Raw genomic sequence first — 26,179 nt, forward strand, 5'->3', positions numbered from 1 at the left:
CCAATATTATGATTCAAGCCTTGCCTTTAAAAGCTCCAGACCAGCCAGAATCAGCCCGCCCAAAATAAAGAACGGGATACTGAAGGTAGAAAGGCTTACAGGAGCTTTTGGCACATCCAGCGTAGTGGGCCCCATAAGAATGGCATATAGGGAGCCGATCATCAGGCCCAGAATGGCGTAGATCGTCTGGGAACGGTGGCGTTCCAGACATATTTTTACAAATTTTATAATCGCAATAATTCCTGTGACAACACCCAGGCCGAAGATGACCACCACGGGCAGATAACTGAAATTAAAATGGAGCAGCTCCTTGATCGCCCCGATAACGGGAACATAGAGTCCAAAGATCAAAAGAAGGGTAGAGCCGGAAATTCCCGGAAGTACCATGGCTGTAATTGCGATCATAGCAGCAAAGAAAATATAAATGCCCAATCCGAATGAAAGCTGATCCGCTGATACACGGATGCCCTCTCCGCCGGATGGATTAAACCAGGAAATGGCAAATACCAGAGCTGCGCCCAAAAGGGTAAAGACCAGATTTCCAGCCTGTCCTTTTATCACCGCCGCTTCTTCCTTTATAACCATCGGTATAGCAAACAAGGTAAGGCCAAAGAACACAGAGCTGATCTGATAAATGTGAGCTTCAAACAGACTGGCAAGAATTAAAACGGACAGACCAAAACCAATGATCCAGCCAATCCCCAGCTTTACCAGAAAAAGAAACGCCTTTTTGCGTTTTTTGCTGTCACGCCCCATTAAATCATTTAAAGAATTGATAAATTCATCATAAAACCCAAGCAAAAACGCAATGGTCCCGCCGGAAACTCCGGGTACGCTGTCTGCCAGAGCCATGCAAAATCCTCTCACTGCATTTAAAAACACCTGCATCTTCCTCCTGTTTCGTTCGAAAATTTCAAATCGGACCGCTCTGGCTATACTACCACGGCAATCCGCACATTGAATTATTATACATGAAATAGGAGGAAATTCAAGTAAATCTTATGAGGTCTGATGATGAAGCGCCGCTTTCCACCGCTCCTTTTCTTCTGTCAGACGTTCGTTGATCCAGTCAACGCCGCGGGCGATCCCGTCCGCATCAAAGGAGGTTTTTAAATGCTCCTTTTCCTCTTCCGGTGTAAAATCATAGCTGTAGGGTTCCGGCCACACACTTACGAAAAGAAAGGTTTCCTCATTCTCCTCCAGTTTTTCCATCCGAAACCGCAGTCCTTTATGACTACCGGTAAATTTTTCCTTTTTTAGGAAATTTATCGGCATAAAATCCTTTAACTCCAGCATAGCCTTCTCCTACCGCTGAGAGATCAGCTCTAATAACATAGTTACCATTGATGAAATATCCGCATCCGATACGTTCGATGCCGTATAGAGCGTATATGACGTATCCTTCCATTTCCAGGAAGCAAAGCGGCCTCCACTCTGGGTAGTACGGATCTGGGCAGAAACCGTTTCTCCCCCTTCCAAATCCTTAAATTCAACGGTCAGGATCTGATCCGTAAAGCGTTCAAAAATCCCGGCAAAATCCTCTGCCGTGTTGGAAGCACGGTAGGAATAGGGAATTTCATGATATGAAAACTGAATTTCAGCTACCTCTCCATTCAGGATAAAGCAGAGAGGATCTTCTGCCTCCTCCGGAAGAGCCATATAAACCCCAAGAGACTGAAAGGCAGTTTCATCTGTTACCGCAGTCATGGGATTAGGTCTCTGCACGGCAGACGAGGTTTCCGTACCGGATGCAGACGTCTCCTCTTCTGTCTGCATCGTACTTCCCTCCTGCTGTTTTTGTCCGCATCCGGAGGTCATAATAACGGCAGCCGCTATAACCGCCGCCGCTTTATATGGTTTATACGTTTTTTTCATCATACTCACTCCTTTTTAAGCCGTACCTATCCTATCCGTTGGATCTGCGATTGATAAATTCTGTCCTTGTTTTGGAATAAACAAACTTCTGGCTGGCATACAGGCCATAATAGCCCGACAGGGCAAATGCTACCGCAATAATAATAGAGAAATACTCCATCCCTTCATAACCAAAAAGCTCCAGAGCAATCACTAAGGATGTGATAGGACAGTTAGTCACTCCGGCAAAAAGAGCCGCCATGCCGCAGGCCGCACAGAGAGAGGGAGCAAACCCCGTAATCTCCCCAAACGCACAGCCTAACGCTGCTCCCACGCAGAGGGTAGGCACAATCTCTCCTCCCTTAAATCCTGCTCCTAAAGCAACTGCTGTAAAGAGCATCTTCATAAGAAAAGCCTCATAGCGAACACTTCCCTCTATGCTGCTTTCGATCAGTCCCATACTGCTGCCGCAGTAATCTCTGGTTCCTGATAAAAGGGTAAGGGCGATAAAAAGGAAGCTGCCAGCCAGGATCCGCACTCTGGCGTCTGGAAAATACTTCCGGTAAGCATGTTCTGCCGTATGAAGCAGAACACAGAACAAGATGCTTACCGCAGCACAGAGTATACCTAAAAGTACCAGAAGCCCCATTGCTTTCAAATCCAGCGCCGGTATCATTTCCACCGGGAAATGTTCTCCTTCAAGTCCGGCCGCCCTTGCGATCCCCACCGCCAGAAAGGAGGAAAATACGCAGGGAACCAGGGCTGCATAGTAGAGGACACCAATGCTGACTACCTCCAGGGAAAAAATCGCCGCTGCCACCGGCGTTCCAAAAAGAGCGGAGAATACTGCGCTCATGCCGCACATGATCGCAATCTTTTTATCCCGCTCATCCAGTTTAAACCACTCCCCAAAGGAATTTCCGATGCTGCCTCCCAGCTGAAGAGCCGCCCCCTCACGACCAGAAGAGCCACCCCCCAGATGAGTTAAGATAGTAGAAAAAAAGATTAAAGGTCCTGTGGCAGGCGTCACCCGTTCATTGGAGGAAATTGCATCAATAACCATATTGGTTCCCCTGTTTCCTTCCTCATGGAAGGAGTGGTACATCCAGACGATCAAAAGGCCGGACACCGGAAGAAAAAACAGCATGGACGGATGGGACAGCCGAAAACCGGTGGCCCAGGAAACTCCCATGGAAAAAATCGTGCCTGCCGCTCCAGCCACAGAACCGATGACCAGAGCAAGGGCACTCCATTTGATAAAGTAACGGATATTGGCCTTCATTCCGGCTTTGGTATCCCCACGTTTCATTTAATACACCCCCACATGCCCTACATCTCGCTGTAGGTACCCTTTACCTTCACAAGCTTGGGGCGGTATCCTGCATCTGTCAAAGCCGTTACGATCTGATTTTTATGCTCTGTCCCAAATGCCTCCATGGTAATCCGAAGTTCCACAGCCGCATTGCGGTTGATGCTGATAAACTGGTTGTGCTCCAGCTTGATAATATTGCCATGCTGCTCTGCCAAAAGAGAAGATACCCTTGCAAGCTCTCCCGGCTTATCCGGAAGCAGCACGGATACGGTAAAGACTCTGTCTCTCTGGATCAGGCCATGCTGTACGATAGAGGATAAGGTAATCACATCCATATTTCCACCACTTAAGATAGAAACAACCTTCTTCTTTTCCGCCTTGATGTGCTTTAGGGCAGCTACGGTTAAAAGGCCGGAATTTTCTACGATCATCTTGTGGTTTTCCACCATATCCAAAAAGGCTACGATCAGCTCATTATCATCAATGGTGATGATCTCATCTACATTTTCCTGGATATAGGGGAACAGCTTTTCACCCGGACGCTTAACAGCCGTACCATCTGCAATGGTATTGACCTGAGGAAGGGTTACAACTTTTCCCTGGCGCAGCGATTCCTTCATACAGCTGGCTCCGGCCGGCTCAACGCCGATTACTTTGATCTTTGGATTTAACATCTTGGCAAGGGTAGATACTCCTGTGCACAGGCCGCCGCCTCCGATAGGAACCAGGATATAATCAACTGTAGGAAGCTCTTTGATAATCTCCATGGCAATAGAACCCTGTCCTGCTGCAACGTCCAGATCATCAAAAGGATGTACAAAGGTGTATCCGTGCTCCTCTGCCAGTTTGTATGCGTGAGCGCAGGCTTCGTCAAATACATCTCCTTCCAGAACCACATCGGCTCCGTAGCCTTTGGTACGGTTAACCTTGATCAAAGGCGTTGTGGTAGGCATTACTACGGTTGCCTTTACCCCGGCCAGACGCGCGGCATAGGCCACGCCCTGAGCATGGTTTCCGGCAGAGGCAGTGATCAGTCCTCTGGACTTTTCTTCTTCGGACAGGGTACTGATCTTATAGTACGCGCCCCTTACCTTGTAGGCTCCTGTATACTGCATATTTTCCGGCTTAAAATACACCCTGTTTCCTGTCTGTGCAGAAAAATATTCACTGTACACCAGCTTTGTCTCCAGTGTTACCTGTTTTACGATCTCAGAAGCTTCCTCAAATTTCTCTAATGTAAGTTCATCCATACTCGTTCTCTCCTTGGCATTTATTGGTTACAACTATATCACTTTATTGTGATAAATTCAACAGAAAACCGAAAGAGGATCCTACTGTTTCTGTACATGGAACAGGGCGTTTACAAAGTCATCCGCATTAAACTTCTGCAGATCGTCAATCTTTTCACCGATTCCGATGTATTTTACAGGAATTCCCAGTTCCGCCTGGATCGCTACGGCAATTCCTCCCTTGGCCGTTCCATCCAGCTTTGTAAGGATGATGCCCGTGATATCGGCCACCTCCATAAACTGTCTGGCCTGAGCCAGGGCGTTCTGTCCGGTGGTTCCGTCTAAGACCACCAGCGTCTCCCTGTATGCATCAGGATACTCCCGGTCAATGATCCGGTTGATCTTTTTAAGCTCTTCCATCAGGTTCTTTTTATTGTGAAGCCGTCCTGCAGTATCACAGATCAGCACATCTGCCTTTCTGGATTTGGCTGCAGCCACCGCATCATAAATGACTGCCGCGGGATCGGAGCCCTCCTGCTGGGCGATAATATCCACTCCGGCCCGCTCCGACCACTCGGTAAGCTGCTCAATGGCTGCGGCGCGGAAGGTATCGGCCGCAGCAAGGATTACCTTATGACCACTGTCCTTTAACTGGCCGGCCAGCTTTCCTACAGAGGTGGTTTTTCCCACGCCGTTTACGCCGATCACCAGCACAACCGAGGTTCTGTGCTCAAATTCGTAGGCATTTTCGCCCAGATTCATCTGCTTTTTGATGCTTTCGATCAGAATCCCCTTGCACTGCTCCGGATCCTTTATATGTTGTTCCTTTACCTTATTTCTCAGGTCCTCTACAATGGACATGGTGGTCTGGATCCCCAGATCTCCCATGATCAAAGTCTCCTCGATCTCCTCATAAAAATCATCATCAATGGCAGAAAAACCGCTGAAAATAGAATCAATTCCTGATACAATGTTGTTCCGTGTTTTGGCAAGTCCTTCTACCAGACGCCCGAAAAATCCCTTTTTTCCTTCAGCCATAAGGCTTATCCTCCTTTTTATATACGGACAGAAAAACTACTCTGTCAGACTGTCCTCGATCAAATTTACACTCACCAGGGCAGATACGCCCTTTTCCTGCATGGTAATGCCGTAAAGGCGGTCGGCAGACATCATGGTACCCCTTCGGTGGGTAATGACAATAAACTGTGTATTTTCTGTAAGCTTATGGAGATACCCGGCAAACCGGTCCACATTGGAATCATCCAGAGCCGCCTCGATCTCATCTAACAGGCAGAAGGGGGACGGCTTTAAATTCTGGATGGCAAACAGCAGGGAAATGGCAGTCAGCGCTTTTTCCCCTCCGGAAAGCTGCATCATATTCTGCAGCTTTTTGCCCGGCGGCTGGGCGATAATCTGAATACCTGCCTCTAAAATATCCTCATCCTCCAAAAGCTCCAGAGTCCCCCGTCCTCCGCCGAAGAGTTCCTTAAACACCCGGTCAAACTCAGAGCGGATCTCTGAAAATTTTTCCTTAAACTGGCGGCGCATTCCCGTATCCAGCTCCAGGATGATCTTTTCTAACTCCGCCTGGGCAGCGGTCAGATCCTCATGCTGGGTTTTCATAAAGAGGAAACGCTCGGATACCTCCCTGTAATCCTCAATGGCATTGACATTGATCGGGCCAAGTGCCTTGATCCGGGTTTTTAATCCGCCTATGATCCGGCTTACTTCTCCCAGAGAAGGAAAATCCTCCTTTTTCATCGCCTCTGCCTGAACAGCCGTCATCTCATATTCCGACCACAGATATGCGGCCCCTGATTCCAGCTTTTCCTGCAGCTTCTCCTCCTGGGACTGAATGCGGAACATATCCTTATCCAGTTCCGAAGCGCGGGATGAAATTTCTTCCCGGACTGTAAAAAGCTTCTTTTGCTGTGCGAGAAACGCTTCCTTCTGCTCTGTTTTTTTTGCGATCAACGCTTCGCTGTCTGCCGTCTGAAGCAGGGAATCCTCAATCTCTCTGCGGATTTTTAAAATCTCCTCCTGCTTTTTTGCAATGGCTTCTCCTGATTCTGTGCTTCCTTTAGAGAGCTGGGACAGTTCCTTTTTAAGCAGCTCCCCTTCTCCCCAAAGACGTTTTTCATTCTCACGGATAAAATCCAGCCTCTGGGCCAGTCCTGCCTGCTTAATGCTTAACTGCGCCAGCTGCTCGCTGTCTGCCTCTTTTTCCTTCTTTGCCTGTTCCAAAAGAAGGCTGTGTGCATTTACAGTCTCAGCAGCAGCCTCACTCTCGCTGTCCAGAGCCTCTTTCTGTGTTTGCAGGCTTCTGCGGCTTTCGCTGATCTCCTTTGCCTGAATCTCCAGCTGATGATGCTCCCTTACCAGATCAGAGGAAGAATCGGCAATCTCTCCCTTTTTCTCCTCCAGTCTGGAAATAGTAACCCGAAGCGTATTCTCTTCCAGCGCCAGCTTCTGTCCGGCTCTTTTTAAGACAGCCGCCTCATCCTTTTTTTCCTGAACAATTGCCTCTTTAAGACTTAACTCTGTCTGAATGGTCTCCGCCTGCTTCAAGTAACGTTCGCAGGTCTGTTCCAGCTCCTCGATCTCCCTGCGGCGCCCTAAAAGATTACTGCTGTTTTTAAACGCGCCTCCCGTCATGGAACCGCCTGGGCTTAAAAGCTCACCCTCCAAAGTGACAATTCTCAGGCTGTAGCGGTATTTTTTAGCTAAGGCAATCGCTGCATCAATGTTAACAGCCACTACCACCCGGCCCAAAAGATACCGTACCAGTCCCCGATAGCATTCTTCTGTTTCTACCAGTTCGCTTGCAAGGCCGATCACGCCTGCTTCCTTTAACGCCTCAGGCCTTGAAAAGGCCGATCCGCTTCCCATACTGGTAAGAGGCAGAAATGTAGCCCGGCCATATTTATTTTTCTTTAAATATTCGATCAGCTGCTTGGCCGTAATCTCTGAGTCTGTGACAATGTTCTGGATACTGCCCCCAAGGGCTGTTTCTATGGCTGTTTCGTACCTTTTGCCAGTAGTGATCAAATCTGCCACCACGCCGTGGATCCCATGGATCTGGTCCCGGACCTCCATCACCCGGCGGATGCTGTTTCCGTAGCCGTCATAGCGCTCCGCCAGATTCTGCAGCGATTCCAGCCTGGTATGGGCCATGTGGTATTCCTGCTGGGTATCATTTAACCGACGGTTTAACCGGCGGACCTCGCTGTCTGCCTGCTCCATACCATCCTCGGCTTCCTGGGCTGCAACCTGCTTTTCCACCAGCTCCGCCTGTACCTGTGCAAGATGCTCCTTTTCCTCTGCGATCCTCTCCTCCTGAAGAGATTCGTCACTTTTAAACCGGAGAAGCTTCTGGGAAACCTCGCTGCGGCGCAGATTTACCTGCTCCGACATAGCCTCATAGCGCTGCTGTCTGGCCGTCAGCTCGGCCTTTTCATTCAGGAAGCGGAGCATCTGAGCGTTTGCCTCCTCGATCACCGCTTCCAGATGGCTGATATGATTTTCTTTTTCAGAAATCTCCTGTCTGGCACGGTTCAGCCGGTTTAATTCCTCTGTATTCTGCTCCCCAATTCGGTTTTGTTGCGCTTCAAAGTCCGCAAGCTGTTCCTCTTTTCCCTTCAGTTCCTCAGTGATGGCTTCCTTTCGGCTTTTAATATGCTCCTCATTCCGTTCTTCTGCGTGGATCTGTTCTCTTAAAACATTGATCCGGCCTTCCAGCGTGTTTTTTTCCATGGACGCCTCATTGAAACGGCTCCGTTCTTTTAAAACAGCTTCCTCCAGACTGCGGATTTCTGCTTCCAGGCGGTCATATTCCTTTCGGATGTCCTCACCTTTTTTTCTGGTCTCCTCCAGATCTCCTTCCAAAACCTGCTTTTTCCTGGAAATTTCGTTTAACTGGCTCTGGATGTGCTCTGCTTCCAACAGAAACTGGTTGGCATCACAGACCTTCAGATCTTCCTTTAACTGCAGATACTCCCTGGCTGCCTTTGACTGACGCTCTAAGGGTTCCACCTGCTTTTCCAGCTCATTTAAAATATCCGATACACGTACCAGACTGGCCTGTTCGTCCTCCAGCTTTTTCTGTGCAATGGCCTTGCGCCGTTTGTATTTCACAATACCTGCAGCTTCGTCAAAAAGCTCCCGCCGTTCCTCCGGCTTTCCGCTTAAGATCTTATCGATCTGTCCCTGTCCGATAATGGAATAGCCCTCTTTTCCGATTCCCGTATCATAAAAGAGTTCATTGATATCCTTCAGACGGCAGGCGCTCCCATTTATCATATATTCACTTTCACCGGAGCGGTAAAGGCGTCTGGATACCGTCACCTGCTCATAATCGATGGACAGCTGGTGATCGCTGTTATCCAGGGTGATCGCCACATATGCAAAACCCTGAGGCTTTCTTAGCTCGGTTCCGGAAAAGATCACATCCTGCATACTGGCTCCGCGCAGCTGGCGTATCCTCTGTTCGCCTAACACCCAGCGCACTGCATCTGCTACATTGCTCTTTCCGCTTCCGTTGGGTCCTACAATACCCGTAATGCCGTTATGAAATTCAAAGACCAGTTTATTGGCGAAGGATTTAAAGCCCTGGATCTCGATACTTTTCAGATACATGATTCGCCCGCCTTAAGCTTTAAAATACCGTTGTAGGCGGCTACCTGTTCCGCCGCCTTTTTTGTGCGTCCCACGCCCCGGCCGATCTCTTCCTCTCCCATGAGCGCCCGGACCTCAAAGGATTTATTGTGATCAGGCCCCTCCTCCTTTATGATTTCATAGGACAGAACACCGGTCTGCCGGCTCTGGATCATCTCCTGTAAGATAGTCTTGCTATCGTAAAAGAGCTGCTTGTGTTCGATATCATTTAAAATAAATCTGTGTATAAACTCTTTTGCATTAGTAAAACCACCGTCCAGATAAATCGCTCCGATCAGGGCTTCCATCGCATCCGATACCACAGAATTGCGGTTTCGCCCTCCAGTTGCCTCTTCTCCCTTTCCAAGGAGCAGGTACTCGCCCAGCCTGATATCTCCTGCACAGTATGCCAAAGTAGGTTCGCAGACAATACTTGCACGTATTTTTGTCAAGTCTCCCTCCGGAAGCGCATCGTATTTATGGTATAAAAAGTCACTGGTAACAATTTCAAGCACTGCATCGCCTAAAAACTCCAGGCGTTCATTGCAGCGGCTGTGATCCAGCCGGTGTTCATTCGCATAGGAGCTGTGGGTCAGCGCCTGGCTGAAGAGATTTTTATCGTGAAATTCATACTGAAGCTTTTTTTCCAGCTCTTTTAAATGGATATTCATATGTATATTCCTTCCTTTTTAAACGCACAAAAGGGCTGTAAAAACAGCCCCGCGCGTTTTATTCATTCAATGCGTTTTTGATCTGCTCTGCAGCGTCTCCGACCGTAACGATCTGTTCTGCAGCATCATTGGGGATTTCGATATCGAACGCCTCCTCAATTCCCATAATGATCTGGAAAATATCCAGTGAATCGGCTCCAAGATCGTCTACAAAGGTAGCTCCCATGGTGATGTCATCCGGCTCCAGATTTAAAACCTCTGCAATAATTTCCTGCAATTTTTCAAATTCCATATTCTATCCCCTCTCCTGAATCTGTTTCTTTATAACATAGGCCCCTGAGCCTTTTCCTCTGCCAGCGACTGGCGGATCTTTTCGTTGATCTGCTGCTCCTTAAAGGTCACGCACTGGATAATGGAATTGCACACCTCAGTCCGGCTGGAATTTCCATGTGTCTTCACTACCAGTCCCTTTAATCCCAAAAGAGGCGCGCCGCCGTACTGACTGGCATCAAAAGATTTTAAGGTGGTCTTTAAAGCCGGTTTTACAAGAAGTGCCCCGATCTTGCTCCGGAGCGTTGCCATCATCCCCTGCTTTACCATATGGATCAAAGTAGCTCCTACACCCTCATACAGCTTTAAAATCACATTTCCTGTAAAGGCCTCACAGACAATTACGTCTGCGCCGCCGTGGGGGATTTCTCTGGCCTCAATACTTCCGATGAAATTGATATCCTTACATTCCTTTAACAGCGGGAACGTCTCCTTCACCAGTGCGTTTCCCTTTTCCTCTTCCGCACCGATATTTACAATGGCAACTCTTGGATTTGGAATTCCTACTACGTGTTCCATATAGATCGAACCCATTCTGGCAAACTGTACCAGATGAGACGCCCTGGCGTCTACATTCGCCCCGCAGTCGATCAGAAGGGATACGCCTTTTTCTGTAGGAATAAGCGGTGCAAGAGGCGGGCGCTCCACGCCCTTGATCCGTCCCACGATGACCTGTCCGCCTACTAAGATCGCTCCTGAGCTTCCGGCCGATACAAAAGCGTCTGCCTGTCCGTTCTTTACCAGGTTCATGCCTACTACGATGGATGAGTCTTTCTTTTTCCGGATCGCATTTACCGGCGGCTCTTCTGTAGCAATCACCTCTGAGGCATTTACCACCTGGATTTTCTCTTTGTCATAGGTATATTTGGAAAGTTCTTCCTGTACGGTCTTTTCCTGTCCTACCAAAAGAACCTGGATCTCCGGTTTCTTCTTTACCGCCTCAACGGCTCCTGCAACCATCTCCACAGGCGCATTGTCTCCGCCCATAGCATCTACCGCTACTCTGATCATAAAAAAGACTCTCCTTTCGTCTTTGCGATACAATTTATAATATACTAGATATCCGTCTATAAATCAATACGTTTTTATAGCTGCACCAGGGTAAAAAACGCCGAAAAAAGGACCGTCCCCATTCAGGGACAGCCCTTTAAAAAACAGATAAAACTATACCAGATCGTCAAGAACCGAAGCTCCGATGGTGCCCTCCGGCATGGAAACACCAAAATTATCAACTGCTGTAGCGCCGACCACTGCAAAGGTATCCTTTTCGCTCAGCGCGCCGCTTCCCTTCATGGAAGGGGAATAGGCCAAAAACGGTACCTTTTCACGGGTATGATCCGTTCCTGCATAGGTGGGATCATTGCCGTGATCTGCCGTGATGATCAAAAGATCATCTTCTCTTAATACGTCAAGAAGGATCCCCAACTTCTCATCAAAGCGTTCAATCTCCCCTGCATATCCCTTTGGATCCCGTCTGTGGCCCCAGAGGGCGTCAAAATCCACCAGATTCACAAAGCAAAGACCATGAAAATCCGTTCCCGCCACTTCTATGGTCTGCTCCATGCCATGAACAGAGCTTTTCGATTTCAGGGCCTTTGTAATGCCTTCTCCGTCAAAGATATCATTGATCTTTCCAATGGAAATCACATCAAAGCCTGCATCCTTTAAAGCATTTAATGCTGTCTTCCCAAAGGGCTTTAAGGCATAGTCATGGCGGTTGCTGGTGCGCTTAAATTCGCCCTTTTTCTTTCCCACATAAGGCCTTGCAATGACGCGCCCTACCTTCCATTCATCTTTTAACGTAAGCTCTCTGGCAATCTTACAGCACCGGTACAGCTCCTCAAGATCAAAGGTTTCCTCATTGCCGCAGATCTGCAGCACAGAGTCGGCAGAGGTATACACGATCATATGGCCGGTGGCAATCTCCTCCTCTGCCAGCTCGTCCAGGATTTCCGTTCCGCTGGAGCTTTTATTTCCAATTACCTTATGACCGGTGCGCTCCTCCAACTCCTTGATCAGCTCCGGCGGAAAGCCCGTCTCCGTAAAGGTCTTAAAGGGCGTCTTCACCTCCAGCCCCATCATCTCCCAGTGGCCGGTCATGGTATCCTTACCCAGGCTCTTTTCACGCAACTTTCCATAATAGCCAAGAGGCTGTTCCTCCGGCTCCACCTGTTTTAAAGGTGTGAGATTTGCCATCCCAAGCTTTCTTAAATGAGGGATCTTAAAGGTTTCTACCGACTGAGAGATGTGGCCCAGGGTATTGGAACCTACATCTCCAAACTGGGCAGCGTCCTCTGCCTCTCCTACCCCCAGAGAATCCATTACAACCACAAAGATACGTCTGAATTTTTCCATGTTCTGCTCCTTTACTGCTTTTCTTTCAGATTTCCGGGACCAAAGCCCAGGGGAAGAAGCTCTTCCAGCGTTTTTATGATATACCGTTCTTCATCAATTGCCACGATAATCTGAAACTCCTTTGGATCACAGAACTCCATCATTACCTGGCGGCATACGCCGCAGGGGGCTGTATAGTCTGTAACAACGCCGTTCATCCCTCCGGTAACGCAGATTGCATCAAAATCCTTTACTCCCTCGCTGACTGCCTTAAAAAATGCCGTCCGCTCTGCACAGTTACAGGGAGTATAGCCGGCATTTTCAATATTGCAGCCAGTATATATGTTCCCGTTTTTTGCAAGCAGAGCCGCGCCCACATGAAAATGGGAATACGGTGCATAGGAATAATCCAACTGAGCCTTCGCAGTACGGATCAGACGTTTTATCTCTTCCTGTTCCAGTGGTTTCATCGTCTACTCCTTCCTGGCATCAATAACCGGATGCTTCTTCATTTTTTACCAGCTTTACCATACGGCTCGTTCCCAGGCGGTCTGCTCCCAGCGCAAGGAAACGCTCTGCATCCGCCAGAGAGGAAATGCCGCCTGCCGCCTTGATCTTTACATTTTCTCCTATATGAGCGGCAAAAAGCGCAATGTCCTCAAAGGTGGCGCCTGCCTTTGAAAAGCCCGTAGAGGTTTTAATATAATCGGCGCCGGAAGCAGTGACCACCTGGCACATCTTTATCTTTTCTTCCTCTGTCAGCAGACAGGTTTCAATGATAACCTTTAAGATCTTATCCCCGCACACTGCCTTCAGCCTGCGGATCTCATCCTCAATTTCATCATAAAGGCCTGCCTTTGCCCAGCCGATATTGATCACCATGTCAATCTCGTCTGCTCCGTTTTCCAAAGCATTTCTGGTTTCAAACTCCTTTGTTTCCGTAGTCATATAGCCGTTAGGAAAACCGATCACCGTGCAGACGGCCATCTTATCTCCCATATATTCCTTTGCCTGCTTAACAAAGCTTGGCGGAATGCAGACAGAAGCTGTCTGATACGCGACGGCGTCATCACAGATCTGCCGGATCTCCTCCCATGTAGCCGTCTGTGCCAGCAGTGTATGATCTACATGGCTCATAAGTTCTTTTATTCCCATTTTCATATCCTCCTTTAAACATATATTCATCTTTCCTTCACCGGATCCATAAGAATCAGGCCAGTTCCAGGGCAATCTCCATCATCTTTCCAAAACCGATCTGGCGCTCCATTGCGCTTAATCCCTCCTGGCGATAGATATGATCGGAAATAGTAAGCATACAAAGCGCCTTTTTGCCTGCCCTGGCAGCATTCATATACAGGGCTGCCGCTTCCATTTCCACTGCCAGAACACCCATAGAACGCCATTTGTCATTCACATCTGCAGTTTCGTTATAAAAAATATCAGAGGAAAGGACATTTCCCACCACAGCCAGCGTTCCCTGATTCTTTGCAGTTTCGGCAGCCCTGTTTAAAAGGCTGTAATCTGCAATGGGCGCAAATGTACCCGGAAGTCCGTACTGATACGCATAATTGGAATCCGTACAGGCGCCCATGGCAATAACCACATCCATCAGATTCAAAGAATCCTGAAGTGCGCCAGCAGATCCGATGCGGATAATACTGTCCACATCGTAAAAATGAAACAGCTCATAGGAATAGATACCGATGGAGGGCATTCCCATGCCGGCTCCCATGACTGAAATCTCTTTTCCCTTATAGGTTCCCGTAAATCCCAGCATATTGCGGACTCCCGTGACCTGTCTGGGATTCTCAAGATAGGTTTCAGCGATATATCTGGCCCGAAGAGGATCTCCGGGCATAAGCACGGTTTTGGCAAAATCTCCTTTTGCCGCGCCGTTATGAGGAGTTGGTACTGACATAGATAAGCTTCCTTTCCAAACCGCATCTGTAAGGCAGCGGTTTACGTTTTACTTGGATTTGATAAAAATCTTTCCGTTGGCAGCCGGCGTATGGGCTTTTCCAACAAAGAGGATCAGCGCCAGCAGGGTTACCACATAGGGGATCATGGAAATCAGGTTCGGCGAGATCATGTTGCTCTGGCCCGCAAGGCTCTTGATGCCGCTGCAGAAGCCAAAGAGAAGGCAGGCAAGCATAGAGCCACCCGGTGAAAACTTACCGAAGATAACGGCCGCAATGGCGATAAAGCCCTGTCCTACAATTACGCTTGGGCGGAACTGGTTAATGGTAGCCAGCGTTACAAAAGCGCCTCCCAGGCCGGCCATAAAGCCGGACAGTATCACACAGCTGTAACGCACGCGGTACACGTCAATTCCCAGAGATTCACAGGCCTCCGGATGCTCTCCCACTGCCCGCAGATGGGCGCCGAAGCGCGTTTTGTAAAAGATAAACCAGCATACGCCTGCCAGGATAAACACCAGATATGCCACTGAATATACATTCAGTACATTGCTTAAAAAGGAGCCTGTTGGAAATACGCCCTCAAAAAGCTTTGGAAGCTTGCTTGCCGGATCCATGGCCGGAGTATCGGAGGAATTATTGTACATAGCTTTGCAGAGGAATACCGCAAGACCTGGGCCTAAAAAGTTGATGGCAGTTCCGGCAATGGTCTGATCTGCATGAAAGGAAATACATACGACCGCATGAATGACGCCAAAAAGCGCACCCGCAAGACCCGCTCCCAAAAAGGCCAGCCAGCCGTTTCCCGTTTCCAGCCCAAGTACCGCACCGGTAAATGCGCCGATGGTCATCATGCCCTCAATTCCAATATTGATAACTCCGCTCCTCTCAGAAAAGCAGGAGCCCAGGGCCGCCAGAAGAAGGGGCGGCGTTGCGATCAAAGTTGCATTGATCAAAAGGCCAAGATTTTTAATGATTACATCCATATTAGTTTGCCTCCTTCTTTGCAGCGAGCTTCTTAAACAGGATACGGAAGATCTGGGCAATGGCAATAAAGAGGATCACACAGCCCATGATAATGTCTACCACCTCTGAAGGCGCTTTTACAATGCTCAGCTTGGAGCCGCCGTACTTCATGGCTCCATAAAACAGTCCGGCAAAGATACAGCCAATGGGATTGGAGGAACCGATCAGGGCCACTGTGATTCCCTGAAAGCCATAGCCTTCCTGGCCTGCAAACTGGCTTAAACGGCCTGCCATGCCAAGGATCTGAACCGCTCCTCCAAGACCTGCCAGCGCACCGGAAATACTAAGAGCCGTAAGCACAGACGCATCAGAGTTAATACCGCCGTACAGAGCGCCGTTCCGGTTAAAGCCCACTGCTTTCAGTTTGTATCCCAGTGTCGTTTTTTCGATGATCACCCAGATGATCACAGCAGCCGCAACGGCCAGGATGATCCCCCAGTTTGCAACCTTGCATCCCAGTACATCTCTTACTGCCTCAGGGAAGAGGATACGGGCCGTTTCTGCCACATCCTTTGTGGCTTCACCGCCGCCTTCCTTGTGAATGGCAGGAATATTTACCACATAATTGGAGAGGTAAAAGGCAATCCAGTTAAACATGATAAACGACAAAACCTCGTGAATGCCCCGCTTTACCTTTAAAAGTCCTACCAGATAGGACCAGAGCGCTCCTGCTGCCGCTGCCGCCAAAAGGCACAGGGGAATATGGATAACAGCCGGAAGTTTTAAGGTAATTCCCAGCACACAGGCTACCAGGCTTCCCACTACAAACTGTCCTTCTGCTCCGATGTTGAAGACGCCGGTCCTAAAGGAGAATGCAACACTTAATCCGGTAAAGATCAAAGGGCTTGCATAGGTCAGTACCCATGCAAGATATTTTGGCTTGCCAAAAACACTGTCGATCAGCTTGCCGTAGGCCACTGCAGGGCTGATCCCTGCGATCATAAGGAAGACAGCTCCGATGATAAACCCGGCAACGATCGCAATGAGCGTATAAAGTAGATTGGATTCAAGGATACTTTTCTTTTTATTCATTCTTCCGTCCTCCTGCCATCATATAGCCGAGTTCTTTTTCATCTGCATTCTTTCCGGGAACGCTTCCTGTGATCCTGCCGTCAAAGATGACCTCAATCCGGTCAGAAAGACTCATGATCTCATCCAGCTCAAAGGAAACCAAAAGAACGGCCCTGTTTTTATTTCTCTGCTCTACCAGATACTTATGAACAAATTCAATGGCTCCTACATCCAGGCCGCGGGTAGGATTTACAGCGATCAGAAGATCCTTGTCATTGGTGACCTCTCTGGCAATAATGACCTTCTGCTGATTGCCTCCTGAAAGCGTTCCTGCCGGCGCTTCTTCGCAGCCTCTGGGACGCACATCAAATTTTTCAATCAGCTCTGCGGCATGGGCGCGGATCGCTTTCCGATTTAGAAATCCCTTATTTGAGAAAGGGGCCTCCTCAAAATGCTGCAGGATCAGGTTGTCCTCATTGGAAAAGTCCAGGATCAGTCCATGCTTCTGGCGGTCTGCCGGAATACTGGAAATACCGCTTTCAAAGGTTTCTTTCGGCGTTTTATTGATAACCTCTTTTCCCAGCATCTTCACGCTGCCGGATTCTGCCTTCTTAAGGCCTGTGAGGATTTCCACCAGCTCCGTCTGGCCGTTTCCGTCCACGCCTGCAAGACCTACGATTTCTCCCCTGCGGACCGTTAAATTAAGTCCCTTTAAGATCTCTGCGTCCCGATAATCCCTTGCCCTTACATCCTTTACCTCCAGAACGATTCCTCCCGGCTCCTGCTCCTTTTTATCCACCTTAAAATTCACATCACGGCCGACCATCATGGCTGCAAGGTCATTTTCTGTTACCTCATCCACCTTTACCGTGCGGATATATTTCCCCTGGCGGATAATGGTGCAGTGATCCGAAGACGCCGTGATCTCCTTCAGCTTATGGGTAATAAGGATCACGCTCTTTCCATCCCTTGTCAGATTCTCTATAATCTCCATCAGTCCTTCAATCTCCTGAGGGGTCAGGGAAGCGGTAGGCTCATCCAGGATCAGCGTATCCGCACCGCGGTAAAGCACCTTCAGTATCTCCACACGCTGCTGCATCCCAACGGAAATATCCTCGATCTTTGCGTCAGGATCGACCTTCATGCCATAACGCTCCGACAGCTCCATTACCTTCTGTCTGGCGGCTGCCTTATCGATGGAAAGCCCCTTTACAGGCTCAATTCCCAAAATAATATTATCCGTTACCGTAAATGGCTGGATCAGCATAAAATGCTGGTGGACCATACCGATCCCGATGTCGATAGCATCCTTTGGACTGGAAAAATGCACCTCTTTCCCTTTAATAAAAATCTGTCCGCTGGTAGGCTTATAAAGCCCGCAGAGCACATTCATCATCGTACTTTTACCGGCTCCGTTTTCTCCTAAAATGGCATGTACCTCACCCTTATGCACCGTCAGATTGATGTGGTCATTGGCTGTAAAATTACCGAATTTCTTTACAATGTCCTTCATCTGGACCATGACCTGGCTTTCATCCATATGGCTGGTCTTTCCCATGTATATTCCCTCCTTTTTCATATGATCACAATATCTTTAAATCCCATCTCCCTCAGTATGTCTGCCAGTTGCGTCAAACATTCAGGAGACGGAACCTGGTAGTGGGAATACGCTTCCCTCACTCCCATGGGACGGTACGCGATCAGCTTGATACGGATTTCGCGTATATTCCGGTAAGGCGCCAGAAGCGTTCCGATTCCCCGGATGCTTTTTTCTCCGTCATAGAGATCCGGAACGATCACAGCCCGGACTTCCTCCAGTTTTCCGTGCTTTGCAAGAAAAACCGCATTTTTAAGCACGATCCCGTTGCCTTCATCGGTGATCCGGCGGTGGTCTGTATCATCAAACGCCTTGATATCCAGCATTACGCCGTCAGATATCTCTAAAAGCTCCGGATAGTCCCATAAAGGGATAGTCCCATTGCTGTCAATGAGACAGCCAAGTCCGTCTGCTTTGGCAAGCGTAAACAGCGCCTTTAAAAAATCCGGCCAGAGCATACACTCTCCGCCGGATACTGAGATGCCCCGTATAAAGGGAATCTGCCGTTTTACAGCCGCATATACCTCCTCCGGCGTCATTTCCCGCACTTTTGGGGAACTGTCATTGGGACAGACATGGATACAGGTATCACACTGCACGCAGGCTCCCTGATCCCAGATGACCCGGTTATCCTCTCCCAGGGACAGCGCCCCGGCAGGGCACTGTCCCACACAGGCTCCGCAGTTTATACAGAGCCTTCTTGTTTCGGGATTATGACAATATTTGCAGTTAATGTTGCAGCCCTGGAGGAAAATGGCAGTTCTGTTTCCAGGACCGTCTACACTGCTGAAAGGAATGATTCGATTTACAATGGCTTTCATCAGCGCACCTTTCTCTCCAGGATATGACCGTTCTTGGAAGCTCCCAGCCCCAGACCGGTTGTGTTCTGGAGAACGGCCTGTCCCTGATCCAGTTTTTCCATTTCAGAGCGTTTTACCAGATAACCGGTCACTCGGATCACATCGCTGTCGCTGGAATAGAAGGACAGATAGCGCAGATCCATTTTAAAGGCCCCCTTAATGATATCCAGCACATATTCCGGGTTGCGGTGCACCGTCATATCGATTGGGAAAATATCTCCGGTTCCGGAGGTAAAATACCGGTGGAAATGCTCAAGCACCTTTAACTGGTCGATCAGCTCCTCTGGCTCCTCCCCGATCGGGATACGGGTTCCTGGAGTTATATCAATGTCTTCCGCAATTCCCACCTGGGCATGAAGCAGGAAGCGGCCTCCTGTTCCCTCACAGTAGGGATTTACATGGGCTGCGTTAAAAGCCTGGATCTGATCCATAATTTCAACGCCCAGCCGCGTAGCGATCTCATCATGGCCAAACCGTCCCTCTATACCTTCCTTTTCAAGAAGGATATTGACGCACTCTGCCAGGCCTACAAGACCGTACATGCCGGAGAAACGATCCCTGTGGATAAAGCCCTCCTTCGCAAGGAAGTGATGTTCAAAGAATCCGCTTTCCTCTACCTCAAACCGGATTCTCTCATCCATGTACCGTGCCATAATATCCAGTACATACGGCAGCTGCTGTTCTTTAAAATCCCGGATATCCTTTGCGCGCTTTGCAATATTTCCCAGGATCAGGCGGCACAGCGTATAAGCGCCGCCACCGTAAAGCAGGCCGTTATAGCAGCTTGCGATCACATAGCCTTCACCCAATTCACCCTTAAACATCTTATGGTTTGCGAAGCTGGGCTTTGCACTGTGCAGTGCGCACCGGATGGCCTCCAGGGCAAAGTCATCTTCTGTAACGCCTTCCTCATATTTCATGGTAATGTTGGGAACCGCATGTTCAAGCTCCGCTTCCACTTCTAACAGCAGGCGGCCTGCCTTGGTCGCCCTGGGACCGATATTTGCATGAGAGAAGGAGTCCAGTACCGTGCGGTCAATGTGCGTCATAAACATCCCTAAAAGCTTTTTCGCCTGAGCCTCGTCCACTGTATCAATAAAAGGCTCCAGCAGTTCATCTAACTGTCCCACATAAACCGGATAGTTGGTAACGCTGGGAACATGCTTATAAAAGATCAGCAGATTATTAATAGCCTCATACAGATCTGTCGGCGGTTTAAGCTGGAGAAATTCACTGCCCTCTTTCATAAATTTTGCATAATCCGGGATAATGTACCGGGGACGCATGGGCGCATGGCCTTCTGCCAGATCACAGATGCACTTACGGTCTGCAGGAACATTTAAAAGTTCATCCAGCCCTTCGGGGAGGTCCAAAACCTCCATCAGGGAATCCGCCTGGCAGGCCAGGTTCGTAAGCTTCTGCTCATGGGTCAGCACAGGGCTTTTTATAATGCTCAGGATATTCTCCCTTGTTTCATTTACACGCTCCATTGAAATGTCACGCATATATGGTTCCTCCTTCTGTCATTGTTCAATCTTAGTCTAACTGATATACATCGCCGTATGCAGCCTCAAACTCTTCCTTGCTGGCAGGAACAGTCACTTCGCCTGCAAGGATCTTAGCCTTAACATCCTCTACTGCCTTCTTTACATCCTCAGGAAGAAGATCCTGGGAAGGAGCAATATCTACGCCGCCTGCTGCCAGGTCATACGTATGAAGGCCGCCCTCTAAGGTACCGTTAAGCAGAGACTCTACACTGTCATAAACAGCGGTATCTACACGCTTCATAGCGGAAGTAATTACGGTTCCAGGTGCGTCATTGTACTGGTCTCTGTCCACGCCGATAGCATATACGCCTGCTTCCTGGCATGCCTCGATTACGCCAAGTCCGGTTGCGCCTGCTGCATGGAAAACAATATCAGCGCCATTGGTGATCGCGGTACCTGCGTTTGTTTTTCCGGTTGCCGGATCTGCAAAGGAGTTTGCGTTAAACTGCTGGATCGTAATATCCGGATTTGCATCAATAGCACCTGCACAATAGCCGTATCCGAACAGGTTCATGGTTTCATTTGTCATACCGATCACTACGCCGATATTGTCAGTCTCTGTCATAAGGCCGGCAACGTATCCTACCAGATAGGAAGCCTGCTCCTGGCGGAACATCAGACAAGTAACATTGGGCAGGTCAATGGTAGCGTCATCAATAATAGCAAACTTACACTCAGGATTTGCTTCCGCAGCCTGCTTGGTAGCGTCTGCCAGCATATAGCCTACGCTGATGATCAGGTCGTACTCTTCATCAATAAACGTCTCAATGTTTGGAACGTAGTCTGCATCAGTAGAGGACTCAAGATAATTTACCTCAACGCCAAAATCCTCTGCCGCCTTCTGAAGACCCTCCCAGGAAGACTGGTTGAAGGAACCGTCATTTACACCGCCTACGTCTGTTACAAGACCGATCTTGTATTCGGATCCGTCTTTTTTCTCACCTGCTGCCTCTGTTTCAGCTTCTTCTTTTTTTGCTGAAGTATCAGCGGCTGCGGAAGACTCTGCCTTTGTCTCAGAAGTGCCGCCTGAACCTCCACAGGCAGTCAGAGATACTGCCATGGCTGCTGCCAACATAAGTGCTGCTGTTTTCTTTTTCATAATGATTCTCTCCTTTTAAAGTATATAATGAAGCCCTGCTTTTAAGCAAAGCCCATGTGAAGCTGGAAAAATCCCCTGCTTATGAAACAGGGATTTTTCCAGCCTGCTGCCTTTTATAAAACTGCCTATTTCTGTTCCTGGCGGATCAGTTCCCGGATGGCCCCTATGGCGGTGCGGATTGCCATATCCGTATCATGGACCACCGGATTTTCCAGGCCCAGCTTTTCCCGCTCCTGATTTGCAACAACCAGGAATACGGAACCGGCCCGTACATGAAGCGCTCCGGCCACGATAAATAATGCGGCTGATTCCATTTCGGATGCCAGACAGCCCATCCGTTTCCAGGCTTCCCATTTGTTCAAAAGCTCATAGCTTACAGGCATGCGCTCCGGGGAGTGCTGGCCGTAAAAAGCATCCTTGCACTGAACTACGCCTGTATGGAAAGCAAGGCCCAGTTCCTTTGCAGAAGCTGTCAGCGCATTTGTCACTGTAAGGTCAGCAACTGCCGGATATTCAATCGGAGCATACTCTCTGCTGGTTCCTTCCATACGGATGGCCCCGGTGGCAATTACGGCATCACCGCTTTTTACCTCCGGCTGCATCCCTCCGCAGGTGCCTACACGGATAAAGGTATCTGCTCCGCAGTTTACCAGCTCCTCCATGGCAATGGAAGCAGAGGGGCCGCCGATACCCGTAGAAGTAACGCTTACCTTTACTCCATCTAACGTACCAGTATAGGTCACATACTCCCGGTTGTCAGCCACTAATACCGGATCATCAAAATACTTCGCGATCTTTTCACAGCGTTTTGGATCTCCCGGCAGTATCACATACCGTCCGACCTCTCCTTTTCCCACCTGAATGTGATATTGTTTGTTAGGATCTTCTGAATACTTCACGTTCTGTTCCTCCCTGTACGTTTTTTAATTATTATAAACCAGCCGCGGCTGATTCCTAACTGTCAATTTCACTCATCTTTGCATCCGCCAGAGCTTTTAAGCGCTGGTACTGGCTGCTGTCCATAGTGATATTCCATCCTTTTTTTGTAATATATCCTTCTGATACCAGACTCTTGATCGCTCTGGTGATCGTCCGTTCTGAAAGGCCTGTCATCTCAGAAAAATCCTTTCGGCTGATATAGGCGCTGTATGTTCCATTTTCCTCATAGGATTTATATAATTTGATCAATACCTGATAAACCCGCTGATTTCCGGACAACAGCACATACAGCCGTTCTTTTCTTGCCTGCTCCAGAAGATAATTGACAATTTCCTTTGTTTCCATCTGAAATGCATTGCTGTCGCTTTTCAGCCATCGCTCATACTGGTCTCTTCCAATCCGCAGGAAAATACTTTTTTCCACTGCTGCAAGAGAGGTCTTATACCGCTCCATTCCGCCTAAAATTTCCATCACCCCAAAAAGTTCAATAGGATAAAACTGAAAGAAACCATATACGGCCTCCTGTACCCGGTAGTCAACCGCAGACACCTGTCCCTGTAACAGCACATAAACGCGTTCTGCCGGCTCTCCCTCATGGATAAAAACAGTCCCTGCCGGAACCTCGATCACCTGAAACTGTTCCAGCAGCCAACGGGGAGCGCCTGCAAAATACTGTTTCAGATAATCCACCTTTTCCGGATTCAGCTTTTCAATCTGCTTCTGAGTTTCTATATTCAGTTTCTTAATCTGCTTTTGTGTTTCCTTCATAAAGGATTCCCTTTTGTATATTTCTTCCATTTAACTTGTTTTCATCATATCACATTTTCACAAAGAACAAAAGGACATATGTCACTTTTCAAAAAGGAAAAAGAGTTTTTTTGATGTTTGGCACAAAAAACCACCATATTTTTTTGCGTATATGGTGGTTTTTACCTATAGCTATATAAAATTACTGTTTCTGCTTACTTTTCAGATTCTTCACTTCTTTTATATACCTCTTCCAGAGGAATCTTTGCGCCATTCTGCGTTATGGCGCTTACAAGGAAGATTGCTATAAAAGCCAGGGGCACGGAGATGATCGCACTCTGGACGCCGCCCGGAGAACGTAAGACCACATCCCAGATGATCGTCGTCACCGCTCCGGTGATGATGCCTGCCAGACCGCCTGCCTTGGTTGCTTTTTTATAAAACAGCGCACAGATCAGGGCCGGTGTAATGGTTGCTCCATACATGGTATAGGCATACATCTGAACGGAAAGGATATCCGGGAAATAAAAGCCCAGAACAAACGCCAGAAAAGCCACAAGGACAATGGAAATACGAAGCATATTCAGTTTCTGCTTATCATCCGCATCCTTTTTGATCAGGCGCACCCATACGTCATAAGTCAGGTTGGAAGCCGTCGACAGAAGATAGGAGTCACCCGTAGTAATAACAAAACTCATGCAGGCAGCCATTACGATACCGCCTAAAACCGTAGGAAGCTTCTGTGCTGCCAGCTGGAATAAAATGGTATCTGCAGAATCGTTGGTTGGATACAGAGGAATGGCACAGGTTACAAGACCGATAATCAGGGCACATACAACAACCTCTGCAATTACAAGGCCCACATTGGATTTGCGGGCGGTGCGGCTGTCTTTTGCGGAACTGAACCGCTGGATCATGTTCTGATCACCCAGCACCAAAAACAGCGTTGGCAGCACATAGCCCAGCACCTGAGCAATATTCATAGTTCCAAAGATGGAATTTTTCTCTGCGGGAACCTGAGCCAGTACGCCGCCAAAGCCACCGAAATCTCCGCTCAGATATAAAATACCGAACATGAAGCCAAACACCATCATAAAAGCAGATAAAGCATCCGTATATGCCACGCTGACCATACCGCCGATCAGAGCCAGAAGCGCCATAAATATCACGCAGATCACAGTGGAGGTGATAAAATCAATGCCACTGGTAATCATAAAAATATTGCCGGCTGCCTTAAACTGGGAAGCTGTGGTTCCGATATACGCCAGAATAATGCAGATTGCAGCCAGATTTCTGGCAGCTGCTCCGTAGCGCAGCTCAAACAGCTCCGGAATAGTATATGTGGTACTTTTGCGGACTGCTCCTGAAATAAAATAAAGAACGATCATTCCGATCGGAGCTCCTGCAAACAGCAGGATACCAAACAGAGGTCCGTTTTTATAAACCAGGCCTGCGGAACCCGAAATACCGCCGCCGCCGCACCATGTAGCAAGCAGCGTTCCCACTAATACGATCATGGGAAGGCGTCTTCCCGCTACCGCAAAGTCATCTGAGCTTTTTACCATTTTTCTTTTTAAATAAAGACTCACTCCCACCATCAGGAGCAGATAGCCCACTACGAATAAAAACCGTACATCCATATCATTTTCCTCTCTTTTATCATACCTGTTCCATCTGCATTTTTATCCGAACATTATTCCTTATGGGCTGCATAAAGCTTCAGCAGCCGGATCAGGATCTCCACATTTTTCGCCATAGCCTGGATGGAAACAAACTCAAATCTGCCATGAGCATTTTCATAACCTGCTGTAATGTTGGGGCATGGAAGACCCATCTGGGAAATCCAGGAACCGTCTGTGCCGCCTCTCATTGCGATCTCAAAGGGCTCCACTCCGCATTCTTTCATAGCCTGCTTGCAGTAGTCGATCATAAACGGAACCTTTTTGATGACTTCCCGCATGCTGTAATAAATGCTGTCCCATTTAAGCTCCACGGTTCCCTCACCATAGCGCCGGTTCAGCTCCTCTATGCAGGATATAACATAGGCTTTTCTCTCCTCGTACCGATCCAGCTCATGATCCCGAACCAGACAGCGGATATAGGTCTTTTCAACAGTTCCTTCAAAAACAAAGGGATGAAAATACCCTTCCCTTCCTTCTGTAAACTGAGGCCGTTCCAGAGCCGGGAGCATAGCCATAAATTCTCCACCGATCTCCACTGCATTTTTCATAATGCCCTTGGCTGTTCCCGGATGAACACTCAGGCCATGGATAGTCAACTGAGCTTCCGCACCGTTGAAGGTTTCATACACCAGACCGCCCAGGGCGTCTCCGTCCATGGTATATGCAAGATCTGCCCCAAAACGCTCTACGCTGAAATTTTCCGTGCTGCGCGCGATCTCCTCATCCGGAGTAAAGCACAACTTGATCGGACCGTGAGGAATTTCAGGATGGCGGCAGAAAAACTCTGCCATTGTCATAATCGATGCTACCGCAGCCTTATCATCTCCTCCTAAGAGCGTGGTTCCATCTGTAAAAACAAGATCTTCTCCCACATATTTTCTAAGTGTAGGATAGTCATCTTCCCTCATAAGGATATTCTGTTCTTTATTTAACATCACATCCCCACCTGGATACTTTTCAAAAACCCATGGCTTTACATCTGTGCCGTCTGCATCCGGAGAAGTATCCATGTGGGCTACAAAGCCAATAGACAAGCCTGTTCCATCCGGCATCGTAGACGGGATGGACGCATAAACCAGACCTTCTTCTGTCAGCTCTGCATCCGTTACTCCCAATGAAATCAGCTCATCTCTAAGCATCCGCCCCAGATTTTTCTGCTTCATCGTGCTGGGAGCTGTAGAGGAACCAGCCTGAGACTGGGTATCAACCTTTACATAGCGGATAAAACGTTCCTTCACCTGTTCATAAAATTCAGACATATATGAAATTCCCCTCCTTATTTTCATGTATAAGCATAATATTAAAGCTGATTCCTGTATTTGTCAATCAATTATTTATAACGTTAAAGGTTTAAATCAAATGAGAGGACGTG

The 26,179-nt window shown here is 48.4% G+C and carries 24 protein-coding genes; all 24 read right to left on the reverse strand.

Annotation, left to right across the window (positions count from 1 at the left end):
• Positions 1-6: 6 nt before the first annotated feature.
• The 24 genes from ACZM6M_RS05585 to pepT all read right to left on the reverse strand — a co-directional run bounded on the left by ACZM6M_RS05585 (position 7) and on the right by pepT (position 26,066).
• Positions 7-888, reverse strand: coding sequence for a DUF368 domain-containing protein (locus tag ACZM6M_RS05585; RefSeq protein ID WP_407408211.1), 882 nt, complete (start codon positions 886-888; stop codon positions 7-9).
• A gap of 111 nt (positions 889-999) precedes the next feature.
• Positions 1,000-1,296: a hypothetical protein gene (locus ACZM6M_RS05590; RefSeq protein ID WP_337433297.1), complete on the reverse strand. Its 297-nt coding sequence runs from the start codon at positions 1,294-1,296 to the stop codon at positions 1,000-1,002.
• 9 nt (positions 1,297-1,305) lie between these two features.
• Positions 1,306-1,878 carry a hypothetical protein gene (locus ACZM6M_RS05595; protein WP_296038562.1) on the reverse strand — a complete coding sequence of 191 codons (573 nt, stop codon included), beginning with the start codon at positions 1,876-1,878 and terminating at the stop codon, positions 1,306-1,308.
• 28 nt (positions 1,879-1,906) lie between these two features.
• The gene (locus tag ACZM6M_RS05600; RefSeq protein WP_337932569.1) at positions 1,907-3,163 is read right to left on the reverse strand and encodes a chloride channel protein; all 1,257 of its coding nucleotides are present in this window, start codon (positions 3,161-3,163) and stop codon (positions 1,907-1,909) included.
• A gap of 20 nt (positions 3,164-3,183) precedes the next feature.
• Positions 3,184-4,416: a threonine ammonia-lyase gene (gene ilvA, locus ACZM6M_RS05605; protein ID WP_066548565.1), complete on the reverse strand. Its 1,233-nt coding sequence runs from the start codon at positions 4,414-4,416 to the stop codon at positions 3,184-3,186.
• Between the two features lie 81 nt (positions 4,417-4,497).
• Entirely contained in the window at positions 4,498-5,433 is a 936-nt protein-coding gene (ftsY, locus tag ACZM6M_RS05610) for a signal recognition particle-docking protein FtsY (RefSeq protein ID WP_337433295.1), read from the reverse strand.
• Between the two features lie 36 nt (positions 5,434-5,469).
• On the reverse strand, positions 5,470-9,030 hold the full coding sequence (gene smc, locus ACZM6M_RS05615) for a chromosome segregation protein SMC (RefSeq protein ID WP_418926427.1): 3,561 nt from the start codon (positions 9,028-9,030) through the stop codon (positions 5,470-5,472).
• Complete coding sequence (gene rnc / locus ACZM6M_RS05620; protein ID WP_337433293.1) at positions 9,021-9,719, reverse strand: ribonuclease III; 699 nt, start codon at positions 9,717-9,719, stop codon at positions 9,021-9,023. Before rnc ends, smc begins: the two co-directional genes overlap by 10 nt.
• 58 nt (positions 9,720-9,777) lie before the next feature.
• Positions 9,778-10,011 (reverse strand): acyl carrier protein, encoded by a 234-nt coding sequence (acpP, locus tag ACZM6M_RS05625; RefSeq protein ID WP_296038569.1) that lies wholly within the window; start codon positions 10,009-10,011, stop codon positions 9,778-9,780.
• Between the two features lie 29 nt (positions 10,012-10,040).
• Positions 10,041-11,060: a phosphate acyltransferase PlsX gene (gene plsX / locus ACZM6M_RS05630; RefSeq protein WP_066548582.1), complete on the reverse strand. Its 1,020-nt coding sequence runs from the start codon at positions 11,058-11,060 to the stop codon at positions 10,041-10,043.
• Positions 11,061-11,213: 153 nt separating this feature from the next.
• Positions 11,214-12,404 (reverse strand): phosphopentomutase, encoded by a 1,191-nt coding sequence (locus tag ACZM6M_RS05635; RefSeq protein ID WP_317438505.1) that lies wholly within the window; start codon positions 12,402-12,404, stop codon positions 11,214-11,216.
• Between the two features lie 11 nt (positions 12,405-12,415).
• Complete coding sequence (locus ACZM6M_RS05640) at positions 12,416-12,853, reverse strand: cytidine deaminase (protein WP_331467939.1); 438 nt, start codon at positions 12,851-12,853, stop codon at positions 12,416-12,418.
• A gap of 19 nt (positions 12,854-12,872) precedes the next feature.
• On the reverse strand, positions 12,873-13,538 hold the full coding sequence (gene deoC / locus ACZM6M_RS05645) for a deoxyribose-phosphate aldolase (RefSeq protein WP_418926429.1): 666 nt from the start codon (positions 13,536-13,538) through the stop codon (positions 12,873-12,875).
• A gap of 55 nt (positions 13,539-13,593) precedes the next feature.
• Positions 13,594-14,301 carry a purine-nucleoside phosphorylase gene (gene deoD, locus ACZM6M_RS05650; RefSeq protein WP_418926430.1) on the reverse strand — a complete coding sequence of 236 codons (708 nt, stop codon included), beginning with the start codon at positions 14,299-14,301 and terminating at the stop codon, positions 13,594-13,596.
• Between the two features lie 48 nt (positions 14,302-14,349).
• Entirely contained in the window at positions 14,350-15,285 is a 936-nt protein-coding gene (locus tag ACZM6M_RS05655; protein ID WP_066548593.1) for an ABC transporter permease, read from the reverse strand.
• A 1-nt stretch (position 15,286) separates the two neighbouring features.
• On the reverse strand, positions 15,287-16,357 hold the full coding sequence (locus ACZM6M_RS05660; RefSeq protein ID WP_296038577.1) for an ABC transporter permease: 1,071 nt from the start codon (positions 16,355-16,357) through the stop codon (positions 15,287-15,289).
• Positions 16,350-17,894, reverse strand: coding sequence for an ABC transporter ATP-binding protein (locus tag ACZM6M_RS05665; protein WP_418926821.1), 1,545 nt, complete (start codon positions 17,892-17,894; stop codon positions 16,350-16,352). The genes ACZM6M_RS05660 and ACZM6M_RS05665 overlap by 8 nt, the downstream gene beginning before the upstream one ends.
• A 17-nt stretch (positions 17,895-17,911) precedes the next feature.
• Positions 17,912-18,754 carry a YjjW family glycine radical enzyme activase gene (locus ACZM6M_RS05670; RefSeq protein WP_066548604.1) on the reverse strand — a complete coding sequence of 281 codons (843 nt, stop codon included), beginning with the start codon at positions 18,752-18,754 and terminating at the stop codon, positions 17,912-17,914.
• The gene (locus ACZM6M_RS05675; RefSeq protein WP_337433289.1) at positions 18,754-20,298 is read right to left on the reverse strand and encodes a YjjI family glycine radical enzyme; all 1,545 of its coding nucleotides are present in this window, start codon (positions 20,296-20,298) and stop codon (positions 18,754-18,756) included. Before ACZM6M_RS05675 ends, ACZM6M_RS05670 begins: the two co-directional genes overlap by 1 nt.
• A gap of 31 nt (positions 20,299-20,329) precedes the next feature.
• Complete coding sequence (locus ACZM6M_RS05680) at positions 20,330-21,439, reverse strand: BMP family lipoprotein (protein WP_066548610.1); 1,110 nt, start codon at positions 21,437-21,439, stop codon at positions 20,330-20,332.
• Between the two features lie 125 nt (positions 21,440-21,564).
• Positions 21,565-22,338 (reverse strand): uridine phosphorylase, encoded by a 774-nt coding sequence (udp, locus tag ACZM6M_RS05685; RefSeq protein WP_317438514.1) that lies wholly within the window; start codon positions 22,336-22,338, stop codon positions 21,565-21,567.
• A gap of 55 nt (positions 22,339-22,393) precedes the next feature.
• Positions 22,394-23,146 (reverse strand): Crp/Fnr family transcriptional regulator, encoded by a 753-nt coding sequence (locus tag ACZM6M_RS05690; protein ID WP_167544879.1) that lies wholly within the window; start codon positions 23,144-23,146, stop codon positions 22,394-22,396.
• Between the two features lie 194 nt (positions 23,147-23,340).
• Positions 23,341-24,765 carry a sodium:solute symporter family protein gene (locus ACZM6M_RS05695; protein ID WP_066548620.1) on the reverse strand — a complete coding sequence of 475 codons (1,425 nt, stop codon included), beginning with the start codon at positions 24,763-24,765 and terminating at the stop codon, positions 23,341-23,343.
• A 53-nt stretch (positions 24,766-24,818) separates the two neighbouring features.
• Positions 24,819-26,066 carry a peptidase T gene (gene pepT / locus ACZM6M_RS05700; RefSeq protein ID WP_066548628.1) on the reverse strand — a complete coding sequence of 416 codons (1,248 nt, stop codon included), beginning with the start codon at positions 26,064-26,066 and terminating at the stop codon, positions 24,819-24,821.
• Positions 26,067-26,179 lie beyond the last annotated feature (113 nt).

It is taken from the genome of Enterocloster sp. (genome assembly GCF_057861365.1).

Excerpts from the sequence above, each read along its gene's own strand:
- ACZM6M_RS05585 (WP_407408211.1), bottom strand. The coding sequence starts at position 888 with ATGCAGGTGTTTTTAAATGCAGTGAGAGGATTTTGCATGGCTCTGGCA.
- ACZM6M_RS05590 (WP_337433297.1), bottom strand. The coding sequence starts at position 1,296 with ATGCTGGAGTTAAAGGATTTTATGCCGATAAATTTCCTAAAAAAGGAA.
- ACZM6M_RS05595 (WP_296038562.1), bottom strand. The coding sequence starts at position 1,878 with ATGATGAAAAAAACGTATAAACCATATAAAGCGGCGGCGGTTATAGCG.
- ACZM6M_RS05600 (WP_337932569.1), bottom strand. The coding sequence starts at position 3,163 with ATGAAACGTGGGGATACCAAAGCCGGAATGAAGGCCAATATCCGTTAC.
- ilvA (WP_066548565.1), bottom strand. The coding sequence starts at position 4,416 with ATGGATGAACTTACATTAGAGAAATTTGAGGAAGCTTCTGAGATCGTA.
- ftsY (WP_337433295.1), bottom strand. The coding sequence starts at position 5,433 with ATGGCTGAAGGAAAAAAGGGATTTTTCGGGCGTCTGGTAGAAGGACTT.
- smc (WP_418926427.1), bottom strand. The coding sequence starts at position 9,030 with ATGTATCTGAAAAGTATCGAGATCCAGGGCTTTAAATCCTTCGCCAAT.
- rnc (WP_337433293.1), bottom strand. The coding sequence starts at position 9,719 with ATGAATATCCATTTAAAAGAGCTGGAAAAAAAGCTTCAGTATGAATTT.
- acpP (WP_296038569.1), bottom strand. The coding sequence starts at position 10,011 with ATGGAATTTGAAAAATTGCAGGAAATTATTGCAGAGGTTTTAAATCTG.
- plsX (WP_066548582.1), bottom strand. The coding sequence starts at position 11,060 with ATGATCAGAGTAGCGGTAGATGCTATGGGCGGAGACAATGCGCCTGTG.
- ACZM6M_RS05635 (WP_317438505.1), bottom strand. The coding sequence starts at position 12,404 with ATGGAAAAATTCAGACGTATCTTTGTGGTTGTAATGGATTCTCTGGGG.
- ACZM6M_RS05640 (WP_331467939.1), bottom strand. The coding sequence starts at position 12,853 with ATGAAACCACTGGAACAGGAAGAGATAAAACGTCTGATCCGTACTGCG.
- deoC (WP_418926429.1), bottom strand. The coding sequence starts at position 13,538 with ATGGGAATAAAAGAACTTATGAGCCATGTAGATCATACACTGCTGGCA.
- deoD (WP_418926430.1), bottom strand. The coding sequence starts at position 14,301 with ATGTCAGTACCAACTCCTCATAACGGCGCGGCAAAAGGAGATTTTGCC.
- ACZM6M_RS05655 (WP_066548593.1), bottom strand. The coding sequence starts at position 15,285 with ATGGATGTAATCATTAAAAATCTTGGCCTTTTGATCAATGCAACTTTG.
- ACZM6M_RS05660 (WP_296038577.1), bottom strand. The coding sequence starts at position 16,357 with ATGAATAAAAAGAAAAGTATCCTTGAATCCAATCTACTTTATACGCTC.
- ACZM6M_RS05665 (WP_418926821.1), bottom strand. The coding sequence starts at position 17,894 with ATGGGAAAGACCAGCCATATGGATGAAAGCCAGGTCATGGTCCAGATG.
- ACZM6M_RS05670 (WP_066548604.1), bottom strand. The coding sequence starts at position 18,754 with ATGAAAGCCATTGTAAATCGAATCATTCCTTTCAGCAGTGTAGACGGT.
- ACZM6M_RS05675 (WP_337433289.1), bottom strand. The coding sequence starts at position 20,298 with ATGCGTGACATTTCAATGGAGCGTGTAAATGAAACAAGGGAGAATATC.
- ACZM6M_RS05680 (WP_066548610.1), bottom strand. The coding sequence starts at position 21,439 with ATGAAAAAGAAAACAGCAGCACTTATGTTGGCAGCAGCCATGGCAGTA.
- ACZM6M_RS05690 (WP_167544879.1), bottom strand. The coding sequence starts at position 23,146 with ATGAAGGAAACACAAAAGCAGATTAAGAAACTGAATATAGAAACTCAG.
- ACZM6M_RS05695 (WP_066548620.1), bottom strand. The coding sequence starts at position 24,765 with ATGGATGTACGGTTTTTATTCGTAGTGGGCTATCTGCTCCTGATGGTG.
- pepT (WP_066548628.1), bottom strand. The coding sequence starts at position 26,066 with ATGTCTGAATTTTATGAACAGGTGAAGGAACGTTTTATCCGCTATGTA.